At 47.1% G+C, this 21123-nt stretch carries 17 protein-coding genes and 1 riboswitch; of the genes, 13 read left to right on the top strand and 4 right to left on the bottom strand.

Translation table 11 applies throughout. The features are described 5' to 3' along the window. Positions 1-32 precede the first annotated feature (32 nt). Positions 33-210, bottom strand: a riboswitch (Lysine riboswitch). 221 nt (positions 211-431) lie between these two features. Further along, a complete protein-coding gene (locus tag ViNHUV68_RS12695; protein WP_391088421.1) occupies positions 432-1553 on the top strand; it encodes an aminotransferase class V-fold PLP-dependent enzyme in 1122 nt (373 codons plus the stop codon). 39 nt (positions 1554-1592) lie between these two features. Here the strand turns inward: ViNHUV68_RS12695 and ViNHUV68_RS12690 are convergent, their stop codons facing one another. The 4 genes from ViNHUV68_RS12690 to ViNHUV68_RS12675 form a co-directional block, all read right to left on the bottom strand. Continuing rightward, positions 1593-3368 carry a PglL family O-oligosaccharyltransferase gene (locus ViNHUV68_RS12690; protein WP_038175278.1) on the bottom strand — a complete coding sequence of 592 codons (1776 nt, stop codon included), beginning with the start codon at positions 3366-3368 and terminating at the stop codon, positions 1593-1595. Between the two features lie 68 nt (positions 3369-3436). Next, positions 3437-6259 carry an excinuclease ABC subunit UvrA gene (gene uvrA / locus ViNHUV68_RS12685; protein ID WP_391088418.1) on the bottom strand — a complete coding sequence of 941 codons (2823 nt, stop codon included), beginning with the start codon at positions 6257-6259 and terminating at the stop codon, positions 3437-3439. Between the two features lie 131 nt (positions 6260-6390). Then, positions 6391-7266 (bottom strand): UTP--glucose-1-phosphate uridylyltransferase GalU, encoded by an 876-nt coding sequence (gene galU, locus ViNHUV68_RS12680; protein ID WP_391088417.1) that lies wholly within the window; start codon positions 7264-7266, stop codon positions 6391-6393. Between the two features lie 111 nt (positions 7267-7377). Next, complete coding sequence (locus ViNHUV68_RS12675) at positions 7378-8025, bottom strand: response regulator transcription factor (RefSeq protein ID WP_038175284.1); 648 nt, start codon at positions 8023-8025, stop codon at positions 7378-7380. A 282-nt stretch (positions 8026-8307) separates the two neighbouring features. Here ViNHUV68_RS12675 and ViNHUV68_RS12670 point away from each other — a divergent pair, with 282 nt between their 5' ends. The 12 genes from ViNHUV68_RS12670 (at position 8308) to ViNHUV68_RS12615 (ending at position 21107) form a co-directional block, all read left to right on the top strand. Then, positions 8308-8853, top strand: coding sequence for a single-stranded DNA-binding protein (locus ViNHUV68_RS12670; RefSeq protein ID WP_038175286.1), 546 nt, complete (start codon positions 8308-8310; stop codon positions 8851-8853). 162 nt (positions 8854-9015) lie between these two features. Further along, positions 9016-11028: an RNase E specificity factor CsrD gene (gene csrD, locus ViNHUV68_RS12665; protein WP_038175287.1), complete on the top strand. Its 2013-nt coding sequence runs from the start codon at positions 9016-9018 to the stop codon at positions 11026-11028. 5 nt (positions 11029-11033) lie between these two features. After that, a complete protein-coding gene (locus ViNHUV68_RS12660; protein ID WP_391088414.1) occupies positions 11034-12473 on the top strand; it encodes an MSHA biogenesis protein MshI in 1440 nt (479 codons plus the stop codon). Then, positions 12473-13123, top strand: a complete 651-nt coding sequence (pilO, locus tag ViNHUV68_RS12655; RefSeq protein ID WP_391088412.1) for a type 4a pilus biogenesis protein PilO — start codon at positions 12473-12475, stop codon at positions 13121-13123. The genes ViNHUV68_RS12660 and pilO overlap by 1 nt, the downstream gene beginning before the upstream one ends. Then, on the top strand, positions 13116-13442 hold the full coding sequence (locus ViNHUV68_RS12650) for an MSHA biogenesis protein MshK (protein WP_391088410.1): 327 nt from the start codon (positions 13116-13118) through the stop codon (positions 13440-13442). Before pilO ends, ViNHUV68_RS12650 begins: the two co-directional genes overlap by 8 nt. 15 nt (positions 13443-13457) lie before the next feature. Further along, positions 13458-15125 (top strand): pilus (MSHA type) biogenesis protein MshL, encoded by a 1668-nt coding sequence (gene mshL / locus ViNHUV68_RS12645; RefSeq protein ID WP_038175292.1) that lies wholly within the window; start codon positions 13458-13460, stop codon positions 15123-15125. A 4-nt stretch (positions 15126-15129) separates the two neighbouring features. Beyond that, positions 15130-15969 (top strand): AAA family ATPase, encoded by an 840-nt coding sequence (locus ViNHUV68_RS12640; RefSeq protein WP_391088408.1) that lies wholly within the window; start codon positions 15130-15132, stop codon positions 15967-15969. 3 nt (positions 15970-15972) lie between these two features. Further along, positions 15973-17052, top strand: a complete 1080-nt coding sequence (locus tag ViNHUV68_RS12635) for a tetratricopeptide repeat protein (RefSeq protein ID WP_391088406.1) — start codon at positions 15973-15975, stop codon at positions 17050-17052. After that, positions 17049-18773, top strand: coding sequence for a GspE/PulE family protein (locus ViNHUV68_RS12630; RefSeq protein ID WP_038175296.1), 1725 nt, complete (start codon positions 17049-17051; stop codon positions 18771-18773). Before ViNHUV68_RS12635 ends, ViNHUV68_RS12630 begins: the two co-directional genes overlap by 4 nt. Before the next feature lie 8 nt (positions 18774-18781). Continuing rightward, positions 18782-20002 carry a type II secretion system F family protein gene (locus tag ViNHUV68_RS12625; protein WP_038175297.1) on the top strand — a complete coding sequence of 407 codons (1221 nt, stop codon included), beginning with the start codon at positions 18782-18784 and terminating at the stop codon, positions 20000-20002. Next, positions 19986-20459: an MSHA biogenesis protein MshF gene (locus ViNHUV68_RS12620; protein WP_391088404.1), complete on the top strand. Its 474-nt coding sequence runs from the start codon at positions 19986-19988 to the stop codon at positions 20457-20459. Before ViNHUV68_RS12625 ends, ViNHUV68_RS12620 begins: the two co-directional genes overlap by 17 nt. 81 nt (positions 20460-20540) lie before the next feature. Further along, a complete protein-coding gene (locus ViNHUV68_RS12615) occupies positions 20541-21107 on the top strand; it encodes a prepilin-type N-terminal cleavage/methylation domain-containing protein (RefSeq protein WP_391088403.1) in 567 nt (188 codons plus the stop codon). Positions 21108-21123: the final 16 nt, after the last annotated feature.

Here is a 21123-nt window from a genome sequence, read left to right as displayed (position 1 = left end):
TGAGCGAAAGAGAGGTCTATTTTTGAATGATGTACCTCAGAAGCTCATCATCAGACGGGGCTGATGACAGTCGTAGGGATTCAACCCTAACAACCGATAGATCCAAGCCGACACCCCGGAACTACCTCGGCACTGCTCCCCCTCGATGGATTGTGTTGGAGTTGCGGCTCCACAACACACCTACCTGGGCAGTGCTCCTCTTCTGCAAAATAATTTGCCAGTGGCATAAATATTCACCACTTATTTCTGCATTGAACGTGTTTCTTCGTATGATGTCAACGAGAATTTGTTGCTTAATGGCATTTTAAAATTAACAAACTTGTGACACTGGTTTGACCTGCCGACTTTGGGCTAATTGCCGGGTGATTGGAATTCGATTAAGGTGGAAAGTCACAACAAAGACAACAACAAAAATAATTATGGAGCAGCCAATGACAATTCAAAGTTTTATTCCTCCCCAGCGCATCCTTATGGGACCAGGACCTTCAGATATTTCTCCACAAGTTTTGCAAGCTTTGAGTCGCCCAACGGTCGGCCACTTGGATCCTTTGTTTGTTGGCATGATGGACGAGTTAAAGGCACTACTCAAATACGCGTTCCAAACGGAAAATGAATTTACCATCGCGGTGTCGGCTCCGGGTAGTGCTGGCATGGAAACTTGTTTTGTTAATTTGATTGAGCCGGGTGAGAAAGTTATCGTCTGTCGCAATGGGGTATTTGGTGAACGGATGCGTGAAAACGTGGTTCGTGCTGGTGGTATTGCCGAAGTCGTCGATGATGAGTGGGGCGCACCAGTGTCTGTCGATAAAGTCGAGCAAGCACTTAGCGCTCACCCAGACGCTAAAGTGCTGGCGTTTGTGCATGCAGAAACCTCGACTGGCGCTTGTAGCGATGCACAAGCGCTCGGTAAATTGGCCAAGCAACATGGCGTGCTAACCATTGTCGATGCCGTAACTTCGCTTGGTGGTGTGCCGTTAAAAGTAGATGAGTGGCAATTGGATGCGGTCTATTCTGGCAGTCAAAAGTGTCTGTCTTGTGTGCCGGGATTGTCGCCAGTGACCTTTTCTGCTGCGGCGATCGAAAAAATCCAATCACGCACAACACCAGTGCAAAGCTGGTTTCTCGATCAGAGCTTAGTGTTAGGCTACTGGAGTGGTGAGGGTAAGCGCAGCTATCATCACACGGCGCCAGTCAATAGTTTGTACGCGTTACATGAAGCGCTATTAATGCTGAAAAATGAAGGCTTGGAGAATGCTTGGCTGCGCCACCGTGAGATGCATGAAAAGCTTAAGCAAGGCTTAGAAAAGCTGGGTTTTGAGTTTGTTGTGGCTGAAGCGTCTCGTTTGCCACAACTGAATGCGATTTATGTTCCACAAGGTATCGATGAAGCGAAAGTACGCTCTCACTTGCTCGAAACCTATAATTTAGAAATTGGTGCTGGCCTTGGTGCGCTGGCCGGTAAAGCGTGGCGAATCGGCTTGATGGGCTATGCTGCGCGCCATGAGAACGTCGCACTGTGCTTAAGAGCGCTCGAAGAGTCCTTAACTCAGTAATCACACTTTAAGCGACAGGGCGGCCTTATGGTCGCCCTTTTAGTGTGCTAGCCGTTGATTATCAGCTTTTAAAGCGTCGATGTCAGGAGCGATATAGTGAATCTGTGAAAAATCGCGATTGGGGAATAAGAATGTCGCTTCGGCACGGATCTGTTCGGCTTTAATCGTGTCGTCAATGCCTTGATACGCCAAAATTAAGTTGCTGTAAAAGGCTGGTCTCGGTTTGTCCTTAATCATCGACAAAGACCAGTCAATGTAAGCTTGAATGTACTGGCTATTTTGCTCAATAAGACCCAGATTAAGATAGGTACTGTAAATGTCCCAATCGTAGCGGTCCTGCCAAACGATGGCGTTAGAAACGCGCTCTAGGATCTGTGGATCTTTAGGCTGTGAACGCTCAAATTGAGTGAGCACATAGTTGGTGTGTAGAGCGCTCAACATATAGATACTGGTGACGATAGGGACGATCAAGCTAGCCACTCTTAGTGCGGCTTTTGAAATAAAACTCAATGATAAACTGCGGTAGCGACTGGCGCGTTGGTCAACCCAAAACAGCAGAATAATAAAGGTTAACCAGTGTATTGATGAGTGATAAAACGGGTACTCAAGCTGGCTGTGCAATACGATAGGCACAAACAGGGCGAACATGGCTAAACGTGTGCCTTTCTTGGCTTGAAATAATCGGGCTAAGACGAATAACGCCGCCAGTATAATCGCCAACAAAGGCAGTAATCCCCCTTCTACTCCCCAATAAAGCAGTTCATTGTGCGGGTGATCCATGGCGGCAAGCCCAGGTTGATAACTTGGGTTGAGCTGATGTTGGCGTGCGGTATAAACCAAATACTCCGGCTCAAAGCGGCCGTATCCATAACCGGTAAACGGCTTTTCAATCAACATATCTAACGCTTGTGGAAAGGTATATTGTCTTGGACTTTCAAGGTTGGCTTTGTGGCCAATCAGCGTTGAAGATTGCCCCGGTAAAGCCGAAAGAGAGAAACCGATAACGATACCAAGCGTAATCGAGACTATCCAACCCCAAAAACGCTTTTTCGTCGCAAAGCGATAAAGGTAGTGCAGGAGAAAAACAACGCCTAACACCGCCCCTAACCAGCCGGTTCTGGACGCTAAGACAATCAGTAGGGGGAGCGTCACTATCGGGGTGAGATAGAGCAAGGCGACTTCACTGATTCGGCGTTGGTATTTGGTTGGATGACGTGCCAATAAGTACCCCGACAGTGCCAAGCCAGTTGCCAAAAAGCTGGCCATTACGTTGGGCTGTTGGAAAATACCATAAGGGCGATTATTGAGCGTGTCGTAGCCAAACACATTGTCTGGCTCGAGGAGTAACAATTGCACCCAGCCGAATAGGCTTTGAATCAACACCGCAATGACCACAAACCACAACAGGCGCTGTTTTTGTTTGTTGCTAAAACGTATCTGTTGTAATACCACAAACAACAAGTACCCCGCCCATAAACCAATTAATCTGCCGGCGGCCAAATCGGGATTGGCGCTAGTATAGAGAACGGGCAGTGTCATCATGACACAGCAGATGAATAATCCTAGAGTAAGTTTGTTGTAACGGAGCGCTCCTTCCGAGCCGATCTGGTAGAAACCAATGGCAAGGGAGAAGCTGATGGCGAGCCATGTCGTGGCATTAAAAGATAGTGCAAGCCCAGAGCCGCCCGGATTGGGCATAAACCAGTGCATCGCTAGCAAAAATACGATTGCAATAGAAACTAAGAAAGGTTTGATTAACGGCGGCTTTGGCGCCTTTATTTCCAGCTCTGTTCCAGCTACATGCGTAGTCGCCATAAATTACAACACCTCAAAAAAACAGACCAGTGAGGTAGTCACTGGTCTGTTAATCTTACAACTAAATGCTAACTTAACATAGGTTTAAGGAATCGCGCTGTGTGTGACCCCTCAACCAGCGCTACCGCTTCGGGAGTGCCAGACGCAATAATATCGCCACCACCTTGGCCTCCTTCAGGCCCTAGGTCAATAATCCAGTCAGCGGTTTTTATCACATCTAAGTTGTGTTCAATCACCACGACCGTGTTGCCATGATCACGTAGGCGATGCAAGACCGCAAGTAGCTGCTTGATATCGTGGAAGTGCAGACCTGTCGTCGGCTCATCGAGAATATACAACGTTTTTCCGGTATCACGTTTGGATAGCTCTCGAGCCAGTTTAACGCGTTGCGCTTCACCACCTGAAAGGGTTGTTGCGGCCTGACCAAGACGAATATAAGAGAGGCCGACATCCATTAAGGTTTGCAGTTTTCGTGCAATCACAGGGACGGGCTGGAAGAATTGATGAGCATCTTCGACCGTCATCTCTAGCACTTCATCAATGCTCTTGCCTTTATAGCGAACCTCTAGTGTTTCGCGGTTGTAGCGCTTGCCTTTACACACATCACAAGGGACATAAACATCAGGTAAGAAGTGCATTTCAACCTTGATTACGCCATCTCCCTGACACGCTTCACAGCGACCGCCCCGGACATTAAAGCTAAAACGCCCTGGTTTATAACCACGTGAGCGTGACTCTTGGGTTCCTGCAAACAGTTCACGAATTGGGGTAAAGATGCCGGTATAAGTGGCGGGATTTGAACGCGGTGTTCGACCAATAGGGCTCTGGTCAATATCGATAACCTTATCAAAGTGCTCTAACCCTTTAATCTTTTTATACGGCGCTGGCATGGCGGTGGTGGCGCCGTTAAGCTGGGTATGAGCAATTTTAAAGAAAGTATCGTTGATTAAGGTTGATTTACCCGATCCAGAAACACCGGTAATACAACTAAACAGCCCGACAGGGATCTCGAGGTTGACATTCTTTAAGTTGTTACCAGAGGCACCAATAAGTTCGACGACTTTTTTACTGTCTCTAGGCGTGCGAGTTTCAGGAATGGCGATCTGCTGTTTGCCACTTAAATACTGACCTGTTAGCGAGTTAGGGTTGGCAATGATCTCAGCCATGGTGCCTTCAGCAACCACATTGCCGCCATGAACACCAGCGCCTGGACCGATATCAATCACATGATCAGCCATCCGAATTGCATCTTCGTCATGCTCAACCACCAGTACCGTATTGCCTAAATCGCGCAGGTGGGTAAGGGTTTTCAGAAGACGTTCGTTATCACGTTGATGCAACCCAATGGAAGGCTCATCAAGCACATACATCACGCCGACGAGTCCGGCACCAATTTGGCTCGCCAAACGAATACGCTGCGCTTCGCCACCAGAAAGGGTTTCGGCACTGCGGGATAAATTTAAGTAGTTGAGACCGACATTGACTAAGAATTGTAGTCGGTCGTTAATCTCTTTCATCACTTTTTCAGCGATTTGCGCGCGTTGGCCTTCTAGTTGCAGGGAGGCAAAAAAGCTCAGCGCATCGGCGATACTTAACTCAACGATCTGCGAGAGCGTGGTATCGTTAATAAAGACATTCCGTGCCTCTATGCGCAAGCGGCTGCCGTCACAGCTAGCGCAGGTTTTGGTCGAAATGTATTTGGCTAAATCTTCTCGGACGGCATTGGATTCAGTGTCACGATAACGGCGTTCTAGCGTATTTAGAATCCCTTCAAATGGGTGACGTTTAACGCGAATATCACCGCGGTCATTGATGTATTTGAACTCGATCTCAGCTCGGCCTGAACCGGTAAGAATGATCTCTCGGGTCTTTTTCGCCAAGGACTTAAACGGCACGTGAAGATCAAAACCATAATGTTCAGCGAGCGATGAAAGCATCTGAAAGTAGTAATAATTCTTTTGATCCCAACCGCGAATGGCTCCTTGCGCCAAACTTAAACTGTCATCGACAATCACTCTGGCCGGATCAAAGTATTGCTGGACGCCCAAGCCATCACAGGTATGACAAGCACCTGCTGGGTTATTGAATGAAAACAGGCGCGGCTCAAGTTCTTGCATGCTATAGCCACAATGTGGGCAAGCAAAATTGGCGGAAAAAACCACTTCATCGTCTGGGCCTTCCATCGGTGCAAGTATCGCAATCCCGCCAGAGAGCTCTAATGTGGTCTCAAAAGATTCGGCTAGCCTTTGTTGCAAGTCATCGCGGACTTTGAATCGGTCAACCACCACCTCAATCGTGTGTTTCTTGTGTAATTCAAGCGTCGGAGGATCGGAAAGATCGCAGGTTTCACCATCGATTCTGGCGCGGATAAAGCCTTGCGCGGCTAAGTTCTCTAGGGTTTTAACGTGCTCGCCTTTTCGCTCTTTGACGATTGGCGCCAGTAACATCATTTTTGAGCCAGCGGGTAATTCCAATACTTTATCGACCATCTGAGAAATGGTTTGCGCCGCAAGGGGGACTTTGTGCTCTGGACAGCGAGGTTCGCCAACGCGAGCGTAAAGTAAACGCAGGTAATCGTAAACTTCGGTGATGGTTCCAACCGTGGAACGCGGGTTATGTGAAGTGGATTTCTGTTCAATCGATATCGCTGGCGACAAGCCTTCAATATGGTCGACATCGGGTTTTTCCATCAAGGATAAAAACTGACGCGCATAAGCAGAGAGTGATTCGACGTAACGACGTTGGCCTTCTGCATAGAGGGTATCAAAAGCAAGCGAGGACTTGCCTGAGCCTGATAAACCAGTAATGACAGTGATTTTATCTCGGGGAATGGTGAGATTAATGTTCTTCAGGTTATGGGTGCGGGCGCCGCGGACTTCTATCTGATCCATGCTTATCACTCTATGCAAAAATTAGTTGGCTAAGTATTACATAGTGTGAGAAATGTGCAAATAAATACTGGATAAAAAAACAGTAAAGGCAGCCGTTTAAGCTGCCTTTCATTGCCACTCAAAGGCTGATATTACTCGTTCTCTTTGGTGGTGGTTTGTTTGCCAAGTTCTGAAGTCTTGGTGTCTTTAAGGTAGAGGTTTTCAAAGCAGTAATTGGTCGCTTCGATATATCCTTCGACGCTACCACAGTCAAAACGCTGACCTTTAAATTTATACGCAAGTACGCAGCCCGCTTGTGCTTGTTTGAGCAGCGCATCGGTAATTTGAATTTCGCCGCCTTTACCGGGTTCAGTATTTTCAATCAACTCAAAAATATCTGGGGTTAAAATGTAGCGACCAATAATGGCAAGGTTGCTCGGCGCAGTGCCTGGCTCAGGTTTTTCTACCATGTTATCGACGCGATAAATATCGTCTTTGATCATTTCACCGGCAATAACGCCGTATTTATGGGTTTCATCCGCTGGCACCTCTTGCACGGCGACAATCGAACAGCGGAACTGCTTAAATAGGGCAACCATTTGGGCGAGTACGCCTTGCTGCTCGTTAACGCATAAGTCATCGGCTAAAACCACCGCAAACGGCTCGTCACCAATTAATTCACGCCCGGTCAAAATTGCATGGCCGAGGCCTTTCATCTCACGTTGACGAATATAGGTGAAGTTGGCGGTATCAATAATATCGCGAATATCAATCAGCAGATCTTCTTTGTTGGTGCCACTGATCTGGTGTTCGAGCTCATAATTCATGTCAAAGTGGTCCATGATCGAGTGCTTACCACGTCCAGTGACAATACACATACCATCCATACCTGCTTGAATTGCCTCTTCGACGCCATATTCAATCAGTGGTTTGTTCACCACTGGCATCATCTCTTTTGGCATTGATTTGGTCGCAGGTAAAAAGCGTGTACCGTACCCCGCGGCTGGAAATAGGCATTTCTTAATCATCAGTAGAACCCTTTAACTTGTTATTATTCGTCAAACTGGCGCAACTTTATCATGAAACCCTAAATGAGATAATCACTGTGCGCTCAGAATGACGAAACAATCGTCGTCGATTTAGTTTCTCATATGTTGTTTGGCCCAAGCGGCCGCTTGAACGCGGTTTTTCGCCCCGAGTTTTTTGAAGATCTTTTGCAAGTGTGATTTCACGGTAAACTCGCTAATAAACATGTCTTCGGCGATCTGTATATTTGAAGAGCCATTCATTAGGCAACGCAAAATTTGAATTTCACGTGCGGTCAGATCGACTGTGGCTGGAGTGGTTTGCGTATCGACGACACTGCGATAGTGAAACAGCAATTGAGCGGTCACTTTTCTTGGCAGCCAGTTTTCTCCGTTGATCACGGCTTCACAACCGCGCATGATCAAATCAATATTGATGTCTTTATAAAACACCCCTTTCAAATGGCCAAACGCTAAAAGCTCGTCGGTGGTCAATCGCTGGCTCACGTTAAACACAATGGTTTCAAACGATTTGTCGGCTAAGGGTAGGGCGCGTATCTGGCTTTTAAGCTTAGTGTAGTTATGGTAGTCAACCAGCAAAATGCGATGTTTGTGTTGTTGTAAGGCGAGTAGCAGTTCGTTTGGTATTATTCGTGGTATTACCATCCCCAACTTTTGTTCTAGTTGATCGATAAACGGATGTTCAAGCGATGAGTCTTCACATAGGAAGGAGATGGTTCTGGTATATATGCTTCTAGCCATAATGTCCTCTAATACTAAGGTTGTAATAATTGAATCTCAGAGTGCAGCAAGTCTTAGAGGCGCGCTAATTTTGGTTGAGTGTTTGCGCTGCGATTCATATGGCTAGGTAATTTACTGATTACTCAGCATAGTTACAGTTTGAGACGACTCTAAAAACGGACTCAGTTTGATGTTGCTTGATAAACTGAAACGACATTGTGGTTGAGAGATTTGTTGCGAGCACAAAGCGTGTTATCCTTATGCGCTATTTTCTGAACAACCCAAATTTAGACGGAGCGAAACATGGCTAGCCGTGGAGTGAACAAAGTTATTTTAGTCGGTAATCTGGGCACTGACCCAGAGGTACGTTTCATGCCGAGTGGCGGTGCAGTTGCCAACATTACTATTGCAACGTCTGAATCATGGCGTGATAAAGCGACGGGCGAACAGCGTGAAAAAACAGAGTGGCACCGTGTCGCTTTGTTTGGCAAGTTGGCCGAAGTGGCGGGCGAATATCTACGTAAAGGCTCTCAAGTCTATGTAGAAGGTCAATTGCAGACGCGTAAGTGGCAAGACCAAAGCGGCCAAGACCGTTATACAACGGAAGTTGTGGTCCAAGGTTACACGGGTGTTCTGCAAATGTTGGGTGGCCGTGCGCAAGGTGGTGCACCAGCTCAAGGTGGTATGGGTCAATCTCAACCTCAACAAGCTCAGCAAGGTGGTTGGGGACAACCTCAACAGCCGGCGATGCAAAAGCAGCCAGCGCAGCAACCGCAATCTCAGCCACAGCAGGCGCAGCCTCAATATAATGAGCCGCCGATGGATTTTGATGACGACATCCCGTTTTAGACGTTTGTTATCGAAAAAAAGCCGCGCTTGTCGCGGCTTTTTTATATAGTTACCTCAGCAACTCGCCGAGAGTATAAGTCGTTGACTACACTAATCTCTATAAGCTAAAAGCATCCGCTAAATAACCGAATATTATCGATTGAGAAAAGGAATTCTGCATTCATGAGGTACACGCCTACCTTAAAACTGAGTACACGCTTGGTTGCGTTTGTAACTGTTATTGTTATCAGCGCGATGTTTATCCTGTTCTTAGGTGGCACTTTATCGTTCAAACGATTAGGCCAAGAATATCTTGACCATTCTTTGCAAGGGATCGTCGATGTTGTCGATAAAGAGATGGAAGACCCTGACGCGGCGTACTCTCTTCAGCGTTGGATGCCGAAAATGTTGCAAGCCTCAAGTGTTGTTGAAATGGAGTTGCTCTCTTCATACGGTGTAATTTATCGCTTCAAAGATACTTCATCGAAAGTGGCGAGCGAGTTGTTGTATGAGGTGGAATACACCCTAGAACGTAATCGCGGCTACCAAATTCGCTTTAAAGCAATCCCGCCTTATATTGGTTTTGGCTATTCGATGCAGGCGTTGTGGTCGATCACGCTTGCGGTTGGTTTGGTGGTGTTCTGTTTGCTGCGTGGTTTGAAGTGGCTCAAAGAACAACTGTATGGTTCAGAAATGCTCGAAGAGCGTGGACGGATGATTTTAGCTGGTCGAGTCGAAGAGTACGCCAAAGGCGATGAGCGAGAGTGGCCTTATACCGCCAGTGAAGCGTTAGACCGATTAATTGAAGAGCTGCAAGATGCGCGGCAAGAGCGCAGTCGTTTCGATACCTTTATTCGAACTCAAACTTTTTTAGACCAACTGACCGGGACGGCTAATCGAGTGCTATTTGATAGTAAACTTGAAGCGGCACTGTCTGAAAATGGCTCCCATGGAGGAGTGTTGATGCTACGGATTGATGATTGGGAGCAGATAGAAGAAGAGCAGGGGAAACAGGTCGCAAATGACTTCTTAGTGGATGTGGGTGAAGGGCTTAATAATGTCATTCAGCGCTACCCCGATGTCATTTTGTCACGTTACTACAGCTCTGACTTTGCCATCTTCGCTCCGAGTTTATCGAGTAAAGATGTCTCTCATATCGCCACTCAATGTCTGAAACAGATTACCAAGCTCACCCCGCCGTTGCCTCTCGATGTTGACAATTGGGTTCACATTGGCGTGAGTATGTACCGTGAAGGAGAGAGCCAAGGGCGCATCATCGATGAAGCTGAAACCGCATTGAAAAGTGCTCAGTTACAAGGGATGAATACTTGGAGTCGTTTTCATAAGCACCATGTGCAACAAGACGAGCGAGGCAGCGTTCGCTGGCGGACACTTTTTGATGTGGCATTAAAACCAGAACACATCTACATTTTTGCCCAGCCGTGTTATTTGCTTAACTCACATCAAGAGCTTGTCTGTGAACACCATGAGCTGTTTGCGCGAATCAATGATCCAGAAAAGGGAGTGATCAAAGCTTCTAGGTTCAACTCAGCAATTGAATCCGTTGGGTATGAAGGGGTTCTCGATAAGGCTGCGTTTTCTGCCATTATGCAATATTTAAAACAGTCTGATAGTTCAGAGAGTTACTCGATCAATTTGCATGTGGTACCTTTTGCGGATCGAGAGTATTTTAAGTGGTTTCGTGATGAAATTCTGCAGCTTAGTATCAGCCTGCGCCAGCGATTGATCTTTGAATTCACCGAAGCGCGCTTGGTTAAACATCTTGATTACATGCGGCCCGTGACCAAAATGATCGTGGGGCTTGGTTGTCAAGTCGCGGTCGGCCAAGCAGGTCGATCAATTGTCAGTACGCATTATCTCAAAGATATACCCGTGAGTTATTTAAAACTGCACCGTAGCTTGATAAAGAGAATCGATCAGCGTGATGAAAACCAGTTGTTTGTCAGAAGCTTACTTGGGGCATGTGAAGGGCTAACCACCAAGCTTATTGCGGTTGGGGTGGATAATAAGGCCGAATACCACACCAGCGTACAATTAGGCATTCATGGAGTACAAGGGCGATATTTGAGTGAAGAAACGCAGTTATTGCCCCTGCAAGCGTCGCTCCTTCCAGCAAAACCGCCAGAACATAAAGTGCAAATCGGTCGTCGCAACCGGTGGCGTAAAGCAAAGTGAATTAGATGAGCATTCAATCGATAATCAATAGGTTTAAACGCAGCGAGCAATCATCGACACATCTCTATGTGGTCGTTCAGCCGAGCGCGTTGTTTTTTTCTTCCTCTTTGCACAGTGAGTTACCGCGTCAGGTTGAGCTTCATGGTCAGCCATGGCAACAAGTGCTAACGGACACGCTGCAAGGGCTGACTATCACAAATGTTAAATTGGATGTGGTATTACACTCTTCACTTTATAAGACCTATCAGATAGACAAACCCAATGTGCCAGATGAAGAGTTAGCTCAGGCGCTGCCATTTTTGCTAAAAGAACTCATCAGTGAGCGAATCTCGGATGTCGTTATTGACTCGATGTATTTGTCGACCAATAACAAGTTGCAAGTTTACGTGGTGGACAAAGGTTTAGTCAGCCAGTTATATCGAACACTGACGTCACTATCTATCGAACTTGAACGCGTCTTGGTTGAAGATGAAATCTGGGGCCATTCAGCGGGCGACTTGAGTCACTTTTTGCTGCTGCAACGCAGCCAACAAGGGGCGTTTCGAGTCAGTGCATTTATTAATGCTCAAAGTGCTTTTCAGCGAACGATGCGCGGCATTACACCGCCATTAACCGGTGTCGCAAGCAGTGTGCTACAGCTCGATGGTATCGCCCTTGAACTACAGCGCTCGATTGATTATCTCTCCTCTCAGCTTCGCTCTGCCCCTTTGCATAAGATGATGATCTGTTGTGATGAAGAGTCGCAGCAAGAGATTGTTGAAGCATTAAATCAACGTTTGAGTGTTCAAACGGCGCTGCTGTCTGAGCAGGCCGAATTGTCCGGTGAAATTCTAGCGCGCGTGTGCGAAAACTTGCCCCACGCCGAAATAAATCTCTTTCCTGAAGAATTAAGACCGAAAAAAGAATACTTTACCCTGACCAATATCGCCATTGGATGGGGAGTGGCGGCGACCTTGTTAGTGGTGGTGACAGCGAATCTCTATTATCAACAGCGTGGCTTAAACCAGCAATTGGCTGAGCACAGTCGCCAGCAAGCGGCATTTAAACAACAGATGACTCAGCTTAGTGAGCAATTGAGTCAGCATAAACCGAGCGCAGCCAAAGAGGCGGCGATTGCTAGGCTACAATTAGAGATAGATGCTAACCAGAGTGCGTTGGCGGCCGTTGAGAAATTCGATCAATCACAGCAAGTGGGGTACTCATCGGTACTGCGTTCACTCGCGACGTTAGGGCGTAGTGATATTTCGTTACAGACGATCCGAATTGATGGCAACGGCCTCGATTTAACCGGATTGGCTCAAAGTCCACAAGCGATTCCGAATTGGGTTAATCAGTTTAAAAACGAGTTGAGTTTAGTGGGACGAACGTTTGAACAGCTAAAAATTGGCCGAAATGAACAAGATATTATTACTTTCGAGCTCAAAACTCAGCGGGAGAGCAATTAATGGCGAGTTATTGGCAGCGGTGGAATGAGAAGTTTGCGCAATTAAGCCCCCGTGAAAAAGTATTAATTAGTTTGTGTGGATTGGTGGCGATTATCTTCGGTCTGCTGACGTTAGTTGTTGAGCCTGCTTATAATAAAAATCAACAGCTAAGCCTTCAGTTATCTAATGCAAAGCTGAATGGTCAGCAATTGCAAGCCGACATTCTACTGATGCAAGCGAAGTTGAATAAGGATCCGGATCGCGAGTTAGACAAGCAACTTGAACGTTTGATGGCACAGAGCCAACAAAGTTCGCAACAACTGGCTGAACTGGTCGAAAGCTTAATTACTCCGAGTGAAATGGCACAATTACTGGAATCAGTATTACTAGGTTCAAAGCAGTTACGTCTGGTGTCACTTGAGTCTTTGCCCGCAGAACCGATTGTTCCCCCCGGCGAGGATAGAGGCATGACGGGGTACTATATCCATCCGGTTCGAATCGAGTTGACTGGGCGTTATTTTGACATTGTGAATTATTTAGAAGCATTGGAAGCGATGCCAGTGAACTATTATTGGCGTCAGTTTGATTATCAAGTGGAGTCGTACCCACAAGCGCGATTAGTTTTGACGGTTTATACCTTGGGCACCAGGCAGGAGTTTATTAGTGGTTAGGTTTCTTGTCGTAACATTTTCAATGATTGTCGCGCTTGCTGTTCAAGCCAAGCAAGATCCGACGGTACCTCTTGGTTGGAGTGCGCCCGCAACGAATGGCATTAAATCTGTCAACAAAGTGGCCCCATTACCAAAACTGCAAAGTATTGTTTGCCCACAATCTGGTGATTGCAGCGCAATTTTAAATGGTCAACCTATGGTTATTGGAGAGCGAGTCTCAGGCTACACCGTTCGTCACATTGAGCCAGAACTCGTTACCCTCGCGCGCGGTGGTAAAACGTGGAAACTACAACTCTTCTCTCTAGAAGTGAAACAGTAAGGTCAGTAGAAACATATGCGTAAATTCGCTATAGCTATCACTATTGCATCAACGTTAGTCGGTTGCTCGATGGGACATCGCGATCCAGTAGAAGCCAAAAACGCGCTCAATGAGGCGATTAATCAAAACAACAGTTTAGGATTAGATGAGCTGCCTGCGTCGGTTGAAGCCGACCTTATGCCGGAATTAACCACCAGCAGTGGTGACTTGGTCGCTCAACACTCGATCAAACGTTTTCGAATTAAGGCTAATCAGGTTGATGCAAAAGCATTTTTTGCCAGCTTAGTCAAAGGTACGGCGTATAGCGCGGCTATTCACCCCAATGTCAGCGGCACCATTACTGCTAATCTCAATGACGTTTCGCTTGATGAAGTGTTGAACGTGATTGAAGATATGTATGGCTACCAAATCACCAAGAGTGGCAATGTTATTCAGGTCTATCCTGCCGGTTTGCGTACCGTTACATTGCCAGTCGACTACCTGCAATTTAAACGTACAGGTCGTTCAATTACCTCGATTTCGACTGGGACGGTAACGAATCCGGAAAACGGTTCGAGCAATGATAATTCATCCAACTCATCCAACGTTTCGAGTAATGATGATTCATCCAATAGTCGCAATAGCAGTGCGAAAGGTGGAACTGAAATCGAAACTACCAGTGAGAGTGACTTCTGGCCACAGTTGCAACAAGCAGTCAAGCAGTTGATAGGTTCGAATCAAGGACAAAGTGTGGTGGTGACTCCGCAAGCGAGTGTGATTACGGTGCGCGCCTTTCCCGACGAGATTCGTGAAGTGCGTAATTTCTTGGGCGTATCGCAACAGCGAATGCATCGCCAGGTCATCCTTGAAACGAAAATATTAGAAGTGACCTTGAGTGACGGTTACCAACAAGGCATCAATTGGTCAAAGGCATTTTCCTCTAATGGAACTGATTACACCTTAGGTCAAGGGTCAACCGTCAAAGACAGTAATGGTTTACCGCTCAAACTGCCAGGTTTAGACACGATCGGCACTCTATTGGGCGGCCAAGCCAATTTAGTGATTTCCAGTGGTAGTTTTGAAGCCGTGTTGAGCTTTATGGCAACTCAGGGCGATCTCAATGTTCTTTCCAGTCCAAGAGTGACGGCCTCGAATAACCAAAAAGCGGTGATCAAAGTCGGTACAGACAGCTATTTTGTTACTGACTTTTCGTCAAATACCGACACCGGCAATTCGAGTAGCAATACCACCACTGATATTGAGTTAACGCCTTTCTTTTCGGGAATATCCCTTGATGTAACGCCGCAAATCGATGATCAAGGTAATGTTTTATTACATGTACACCCAGCGGTGATTGATGTGCAGCAAGAGAATAAAAGCATCACTTATGGCTCGACTGACTTAACCTTGCCACTGGCCACAAGTGCGATTCGAGAATCAGACTCGGTGATTCGAGCTCAAGATGGTGATGTAGTTGTGATTGGCGGCCTAATGAAGTCAGCCACTCAAGACAGAGTGTCTAAAATTCCATTTTTGGGCGACATACCAGGTCTAGGCCATCTATTTAGGAACACTAACCAATACACGGAAAAAACGGAATTGGTGATCTTGCTTAAGCCTTCAGTGGTTGGGGTGAACACATGGCAAAAAGAGCTCGAACGATCACGCGATCTACTGCAAGAGTGGTTCCCAGACGAGCAGTAACGCCATGTATCTTGAGCATTTTGGTTTCGCCAATTTTCCTTTTCACCTAACGCCAGACACAGAAATGTTTTTGGGGCTGGCTCCGCACTATGAAGCGATTCAAACCGTGCTCGGTGCGCTTGATATGGGCGAGGGGCTGATTAAGGTGACTGGCGAAGTCGGTACGGGTAAAACCATGATTTGCCGCGTCATTATTAGACATGTTGCCGAACACGTTCAGTTAGTCTTTTTACCAAATCCGGCTCTGAGTGGCGAGCAATTGAGAGCAACGGTTGCTAATGAGTTGGGTATCCCCCAAGTCGAGCCAAATGCGGTGGTCAATGCCATCCAACACAAACTACTCACACTGGCTAAGCAAGGTAAGCAAGTGGTGGTGTTGGTGGATGAGGCGCAGGCGTTAAGTGATGAGGCACTAGAGGTGTTACGCCTGTTTGGCAATTTAGAAACCGAACAACAGAAGTTGCTGCAAATTGTCTTGTTGGGCCAGCCGGAATTGGACCAACGTTTAACTCAGCATCACCTGCGCCAACTGCGTCAACGTATTACCTTTAGCGCTCATCTGCGTGGGTTGAGCTTAGATGAGGTTGTTGCTTATGTGGATAATCGCATCAATAAAGTCGGTGGCGACGCTGGTTTGTTTACGCTTCATCACAAAAAAGCACTGTGGCGGGCCAGTTTTGGCTACCCACGTTTGATCAACCAGATATGTCACAAAAGCTTGGTTTTGGCCTGCAGTGATCAAACCAAAGTCATCAATAATTCACAGCTATATCGAGCGATACATGACACCTATGACAGTTGTAAGCCTAAATTCAAAAGCCCGTGGCTATGGGGATGGAGTTAACCTATGAGTGCGATCAATCGTGCGTTGGCAGATCTATCGACTAAAAGTGCCAGTACCGATAGCGTGCTGGTCAAAGCCGAGGTTAAGCCAGTTAAATCGACTCGGATTGTGGCATGGGTAGTAGCAAGCTTTACGGCAAGCTTAGCCGTCGGTGGTTGGGCGATCTCGCAACAAGCGCCATCTGCACCTCTTTACCACTTTGAACCTGTTGAGGCGCTTGCCACTGCTGATGTATCACCGACCAGCAAAACATCGGTGGTTTCGTCACCGATGTATTTAGCGTCAAATGATCCGCTTGCTGCGTCTCAGTCTAGTCAAACAGAGTCTGCGCCAATCAAAGCCGTGCAATCTCATTCTCAAAGCGCGCCGATAGCAAAAACGCAACCGCAAGTGGTGGAATCGTCGGTCAACCACACGCTTGTCAGTGCTTCAACCAATAAAGTTGCCGCCTCACAAGCACAGCAGGGGCAGGTTGTGATTGAGCACGTTGCTCTCACGCCGCAGCAACTGGCAGATAAGGCTTCTGAGCGCGCGAAAAAAGCGCTCGATAGCAATAATCTCTCTCAGGCGTTAGACGCTTACAACCAAGCATTGCGTTATACGCCAAACGATAGCGATATTCGCCAGCGGCTCGCGGCGCTTTATTACGGTAAAGGCGAAGTGCGTAAAGCGGCGGAAACCTTGCAAAAAGGCATTGCTTTAGACAGTGACAATATTGATTTGCGCCTCGCGCTAGCGAAAATGTTGCTCAAAGAGCAGCAAAACCCGGCCGCATTAACGGTACTGAGCGCGTTACCAGAGCATGCGTCGATAGAGTATCTGTCGCTGCGCGCAGCATTGGCGCAAAAACAGAAACAAGACCAACTGGCGCTAGAGAGTTACTCCCAGTTGGTGGAGCGAGAGCCGCAAAGTGGCCGCTGGTGGTTAGGGCTAGCGATCCAGCAAGAGCGAGCTTTTGATCTGGCGGCCGCGAAATCATCTTACCGTCAGGCGCTCACTAAGTTAGGAATATCGAGTCAGTCTCAGCAGTTTATCCGGGACCGTTTAGCACTCATCGGTCGTTTAGAGGAGCAACCGCAATGAAAATTCAACTCCGCAAGCGACTGGGTGATTTGCTCGTAGAAGAGGGCATTATTACTGAGCAGCAGGTTGAACAGGCGCTGAGCGCGCAAAAGTCGACCGGACGTAAGTTGGGTGCAACCCTTATTGAGCTTGGTTTTCTGACTGAGCATCAAATGCTGAGCTTTCTTTCACAGCAATTAGATATCCCGTTGATTGACTTGAGTCGAGCAAATGTCGATATCGATGCCGTGCAACTGTTACCAGAGGTACATGCGCGCCGTTTACGCGCACTGGTTATTGGCCGACAAGGAGACACTCTGCGCGTAGCCATGAGTGACCCGGCTGATTTGTTTGCTCAAGAGGCATTATTGGGGCAACTGGCGCAATACAGTATTGAATTTGTCATTGCACCAGAAAAACAGTTGGTTGATGGTTTTGATCGCTATTATCGCCGCACCAAAGAGATCGCCTCGTTTGCCGAGCAGTTGCAAGCAGAGCACCAAATTACCGATGCGTTTGATTTTAATGTTGAAGGCACTGACAGCGAAGAAGTGACCGTTGTAAAGCTGATTAACTCGCTATTTGAAGATGCGATTCAGGTTGGGGCTTCTGACATTCATATTGAACCTGACGCGAACGTTTTGCGTTTACGGCAAAGGATTGATGGCATTTTGCATGAGACGCTGCTTAATGAGGTCAATATTGCTTCGGCTTTAGTGTTAAGACTCAAGTTGATGGCCAATCTCGATATTTCGGAAAAACGTTTACCACAAGATGGCCGATTTAATATCCGCAGCAAAGGTCAGTCGGTCGATATTCGTATGTCGACCATGCCAGTGCAATACGGTGAGTCGGTAGTGATGCGTCTGCTCAACCAATCGGCCGGAGTCCGCAAGTTAGAGCAGTCAGGCCTACCTGCCGACTTGCTGATGCGATTACGCCATCAACTCAAACGTCCGCATGGCATGATCTTGGTGACTGGGCCTACCGGTTCAGGCAAAACCACCACCTTGTATGGCGCGTTAACCGAACTCAACCAACCGAGTAAAAAGATCATTACCGCAGAAGATCCGGTCGAATATCGCTTGCCGCGTGTCAATCAGGTGCAGGTGAATCCTAAAATTAACTTAGACTTTTCTACGGTTCTGCGAACCTTTCTGCGCCAGGATCCCGACATCATTTTGGTTGGTGAGATGCGCGACCAAGAAACGGTTGAAATCGGTTTGCGTGCGGCGCTAACCGGTCACTTAGTCCTGAGTACGTTGCACACTAACGATGCTGTAGACAGTGCTCTTCGAATGATGGACATGGGCGCCCCCGGCTACTTGGTGGCAAGTGCTGTGCGGGCGGTTGTTGCGCAGCGCTTGGTGCGTAAAGTGTGCCCAGATTGTAAAACCGAGCACGGGTTAGATGACAGCAGTAAGCAGTGGCTTGCACAGCGTTTTCCTAATCAGGTCAATGTTACTTTCTCGGTTGGAAGAGGTTGTCAAAACTGTAATCTCACCGGATACAGTGGCCGGATTGGTGTATTTGAAATGCTTGAGCTCGATCTGGAAATGATGGACATGTTGCGCGCCAATGATGCGGTCGGTTTTGCCCGCGTGGCACGTCAATCAGACAACTATAAACCTCTGCTGGCGTCTGCGATGGAATTGGCGATACAAGGCGTGGTCAGTTTAGGTGAAGTGATGAGTTTAGGTGAAGGGGACTCATCAGGCTTTGCGCAAGCTATCTACATCTAGGAGGGGTTATGCCAACTTTCAATTATCAAGGCCGCCACTCAGATGGAACGGCGACGTCTGGCTCAATCGATGCACCGACTCAAGATGTAGTGGTGGAGCAATTGATCAACAAAGGCATTATCCCTATCTCAATACAATTAGGCAGGCAAGGTGGCAGTTTACGTCTCGATATCAAAACCTTATTGACTCCGGCTCTGCCTCTTGAAGCACTGGTGATTTTTTGTCGCCAGCTTTATAGCTTGACCAAGGCTGGCGTACCTTTACTGCGTTCAATGAAGGGCCTCAGTCAAAATAGTACCAGTAAACAGCTGCAAGAAGCCTTGCAAGATGTCACTCAAGAGCTGACCAATGGCCGCAGTCTATCAAGCTCGATGCAGATGTACCCTAAAGTATTCAGTCCGCTGTTTGTCTCGATGATTCACGTTGGCGAAAATACTGGTCGGCTAGACCAAGCGCTGCTCCAACTGGCCCATTATTACGAGCAAGAAGTTGAGACGCGCAAACGGATCAAAACCGCGATGCGTTATCCAACCTTTGTGATCAGCTTTATCCTTGTTGCGCTGTTTATTCTCAACGTGAAGGTAATACCGCAGTTTTCCAGTATGTTTGCTCGTTTTGGTGTCGATTTACCGCTGCCGACCCGGATCTTGATTACGACTTCAGAGTTCTTTGTTAACTATTGGGCTGCGATGATTGTGGTAATGGTTGCGGCATTTTTGGGCTTTAGGGGGTGGACTAACACCGCCGCTGGACGTGAACAGTGGGATAAAATGCGCTTGCGAATGCCTGTGGTGGGCGAACTGGTTAATCGGGCTCAGCTGTCGCGTTTTTCGCGCACCTTTGCCTTAATGCTCAAAGCAGGCGTACCACTAAACCAATCGCTCGCGCTATCGGCTGAAGCGCTTGGTAATAAATATCTTGAAAATCGTTTGTTAGAGATGAAAGCCTCGATTGAAGCTGGGGGTACCATCTCATCAACGGCGATTAGCAGTGGGGTGTTTACACCGTTGGTGATTCAAATGATCAGCGTTGGGGAAGAGACAGGGCGAATCGACGAGTTGCTATTGGAAGTGTCAGATTTTTACGATCGTGAAGTCGATTACGATTTAAAAACCTTAACCGCTCGCATAGAACCGATTTTATTAGTGATTGTCGCCGCGATGGTGCTGATACTGGCACTCGGGATTTTCTTGCCGATGTGGGGCATGCTTGATGCAATTAAAGGCTAGTGGCGATAATGTTCAGAAATCTAGGTTAGTTATCTGGTTATTACTGCTTATCCTTTTGGTTATGAGCTTTCTGTTTGCATGGCAAGCGGTTGAACAACAAGCCAGTAAATCAGCGTTGCAATTGGCTAATCAGCGCATAAATGAACGGGCAAGTTATTACAAACAACAATGGCTACTTGCAAAGCAACCAACCAGCCTCAAGATAGGCTCACAAAGGCTGAACTACACTAATACAGGATGGATAACACCTCTCAATCATCAATCGCAAGTAGATTGTAAATATTGGCTGGAGATTTTGTATCCAGAAACAGAGTTACTTGGCAGTCAGCCGCTTGAGGTTACCAATGAATCTATAGCGGGTCATTATCGTTGTTTGTATAACTATAATCAGAATGGATTTATTTCTATTAGTCTGATTGATAATAACTTTTCAGCAATAGTTGGCTTCTTAATTTAGTCGATTTATTGACATATGACATATAGCGAAACCATATAACCTCCGTATAATGCGGAGCAGAAACTAACGGGTTGTTACACTATGGCAAATAAGCAAACTGGTTTTACTCTGGTCGAGTTAGTGGTGGTGATTGTGGTTGTTGGACTACTCGCCGTTGCTGCGCTGCCGCGTTTTCTTGATGTGACCGATGAAGCAAAAAAGGCCAGCATTGAAGGTGTCGCGGGTGGATACGCGACAGGGGTTTTGTCCGCGCGTGCTCAGTGGGAAGCCGAAGCCAGGCCTTCGCTGAGCATCAATGGTGTTACGCGTAACTCAGTCAACTATGATGGCGTCAACTTTTGGCTGACCAGTTCAAATCAAGCTAATGGTAACTTCCGTGATGGTTACCCTTACGCGATCAATAACGATGACAGTAGTTTTCCTCTCTCACTGACCGATCAAGCATGCATTGATTTGATGGATAACTTACTGCAAAACCCACCACGAGTGGGGACGATAGCTGACGCTGAAAATAATTCAGATATCAAATATACCGCGCAAGCGAACGATGGTGATGCCACTTGTACCTACACACAAAAAGAGGGTAACAGCGATCACCAGTTTGTGTATGAAATTGAAACAGGTCGTGTGACCGTAACTTTGCAGTAACCCTGTAAGCAACCGA

Origin of the sequence: Vibrio sp. NH-UV-68, from assembly GCF_042940635.1 — a bacterium.
Taxonomy (GTDB): domain Bacteria; phylum Pseudomonadota; class Gammaproteobacteria; order Enterobacterales; family Vibrionaceae; genus Vibrio; species Vibrio pacinii.
The sequence above is the reverse complement of the archived record's forward strand: the minus strand, read 5'-3'. Positions and strand labels throughout refer to the sequence as shown.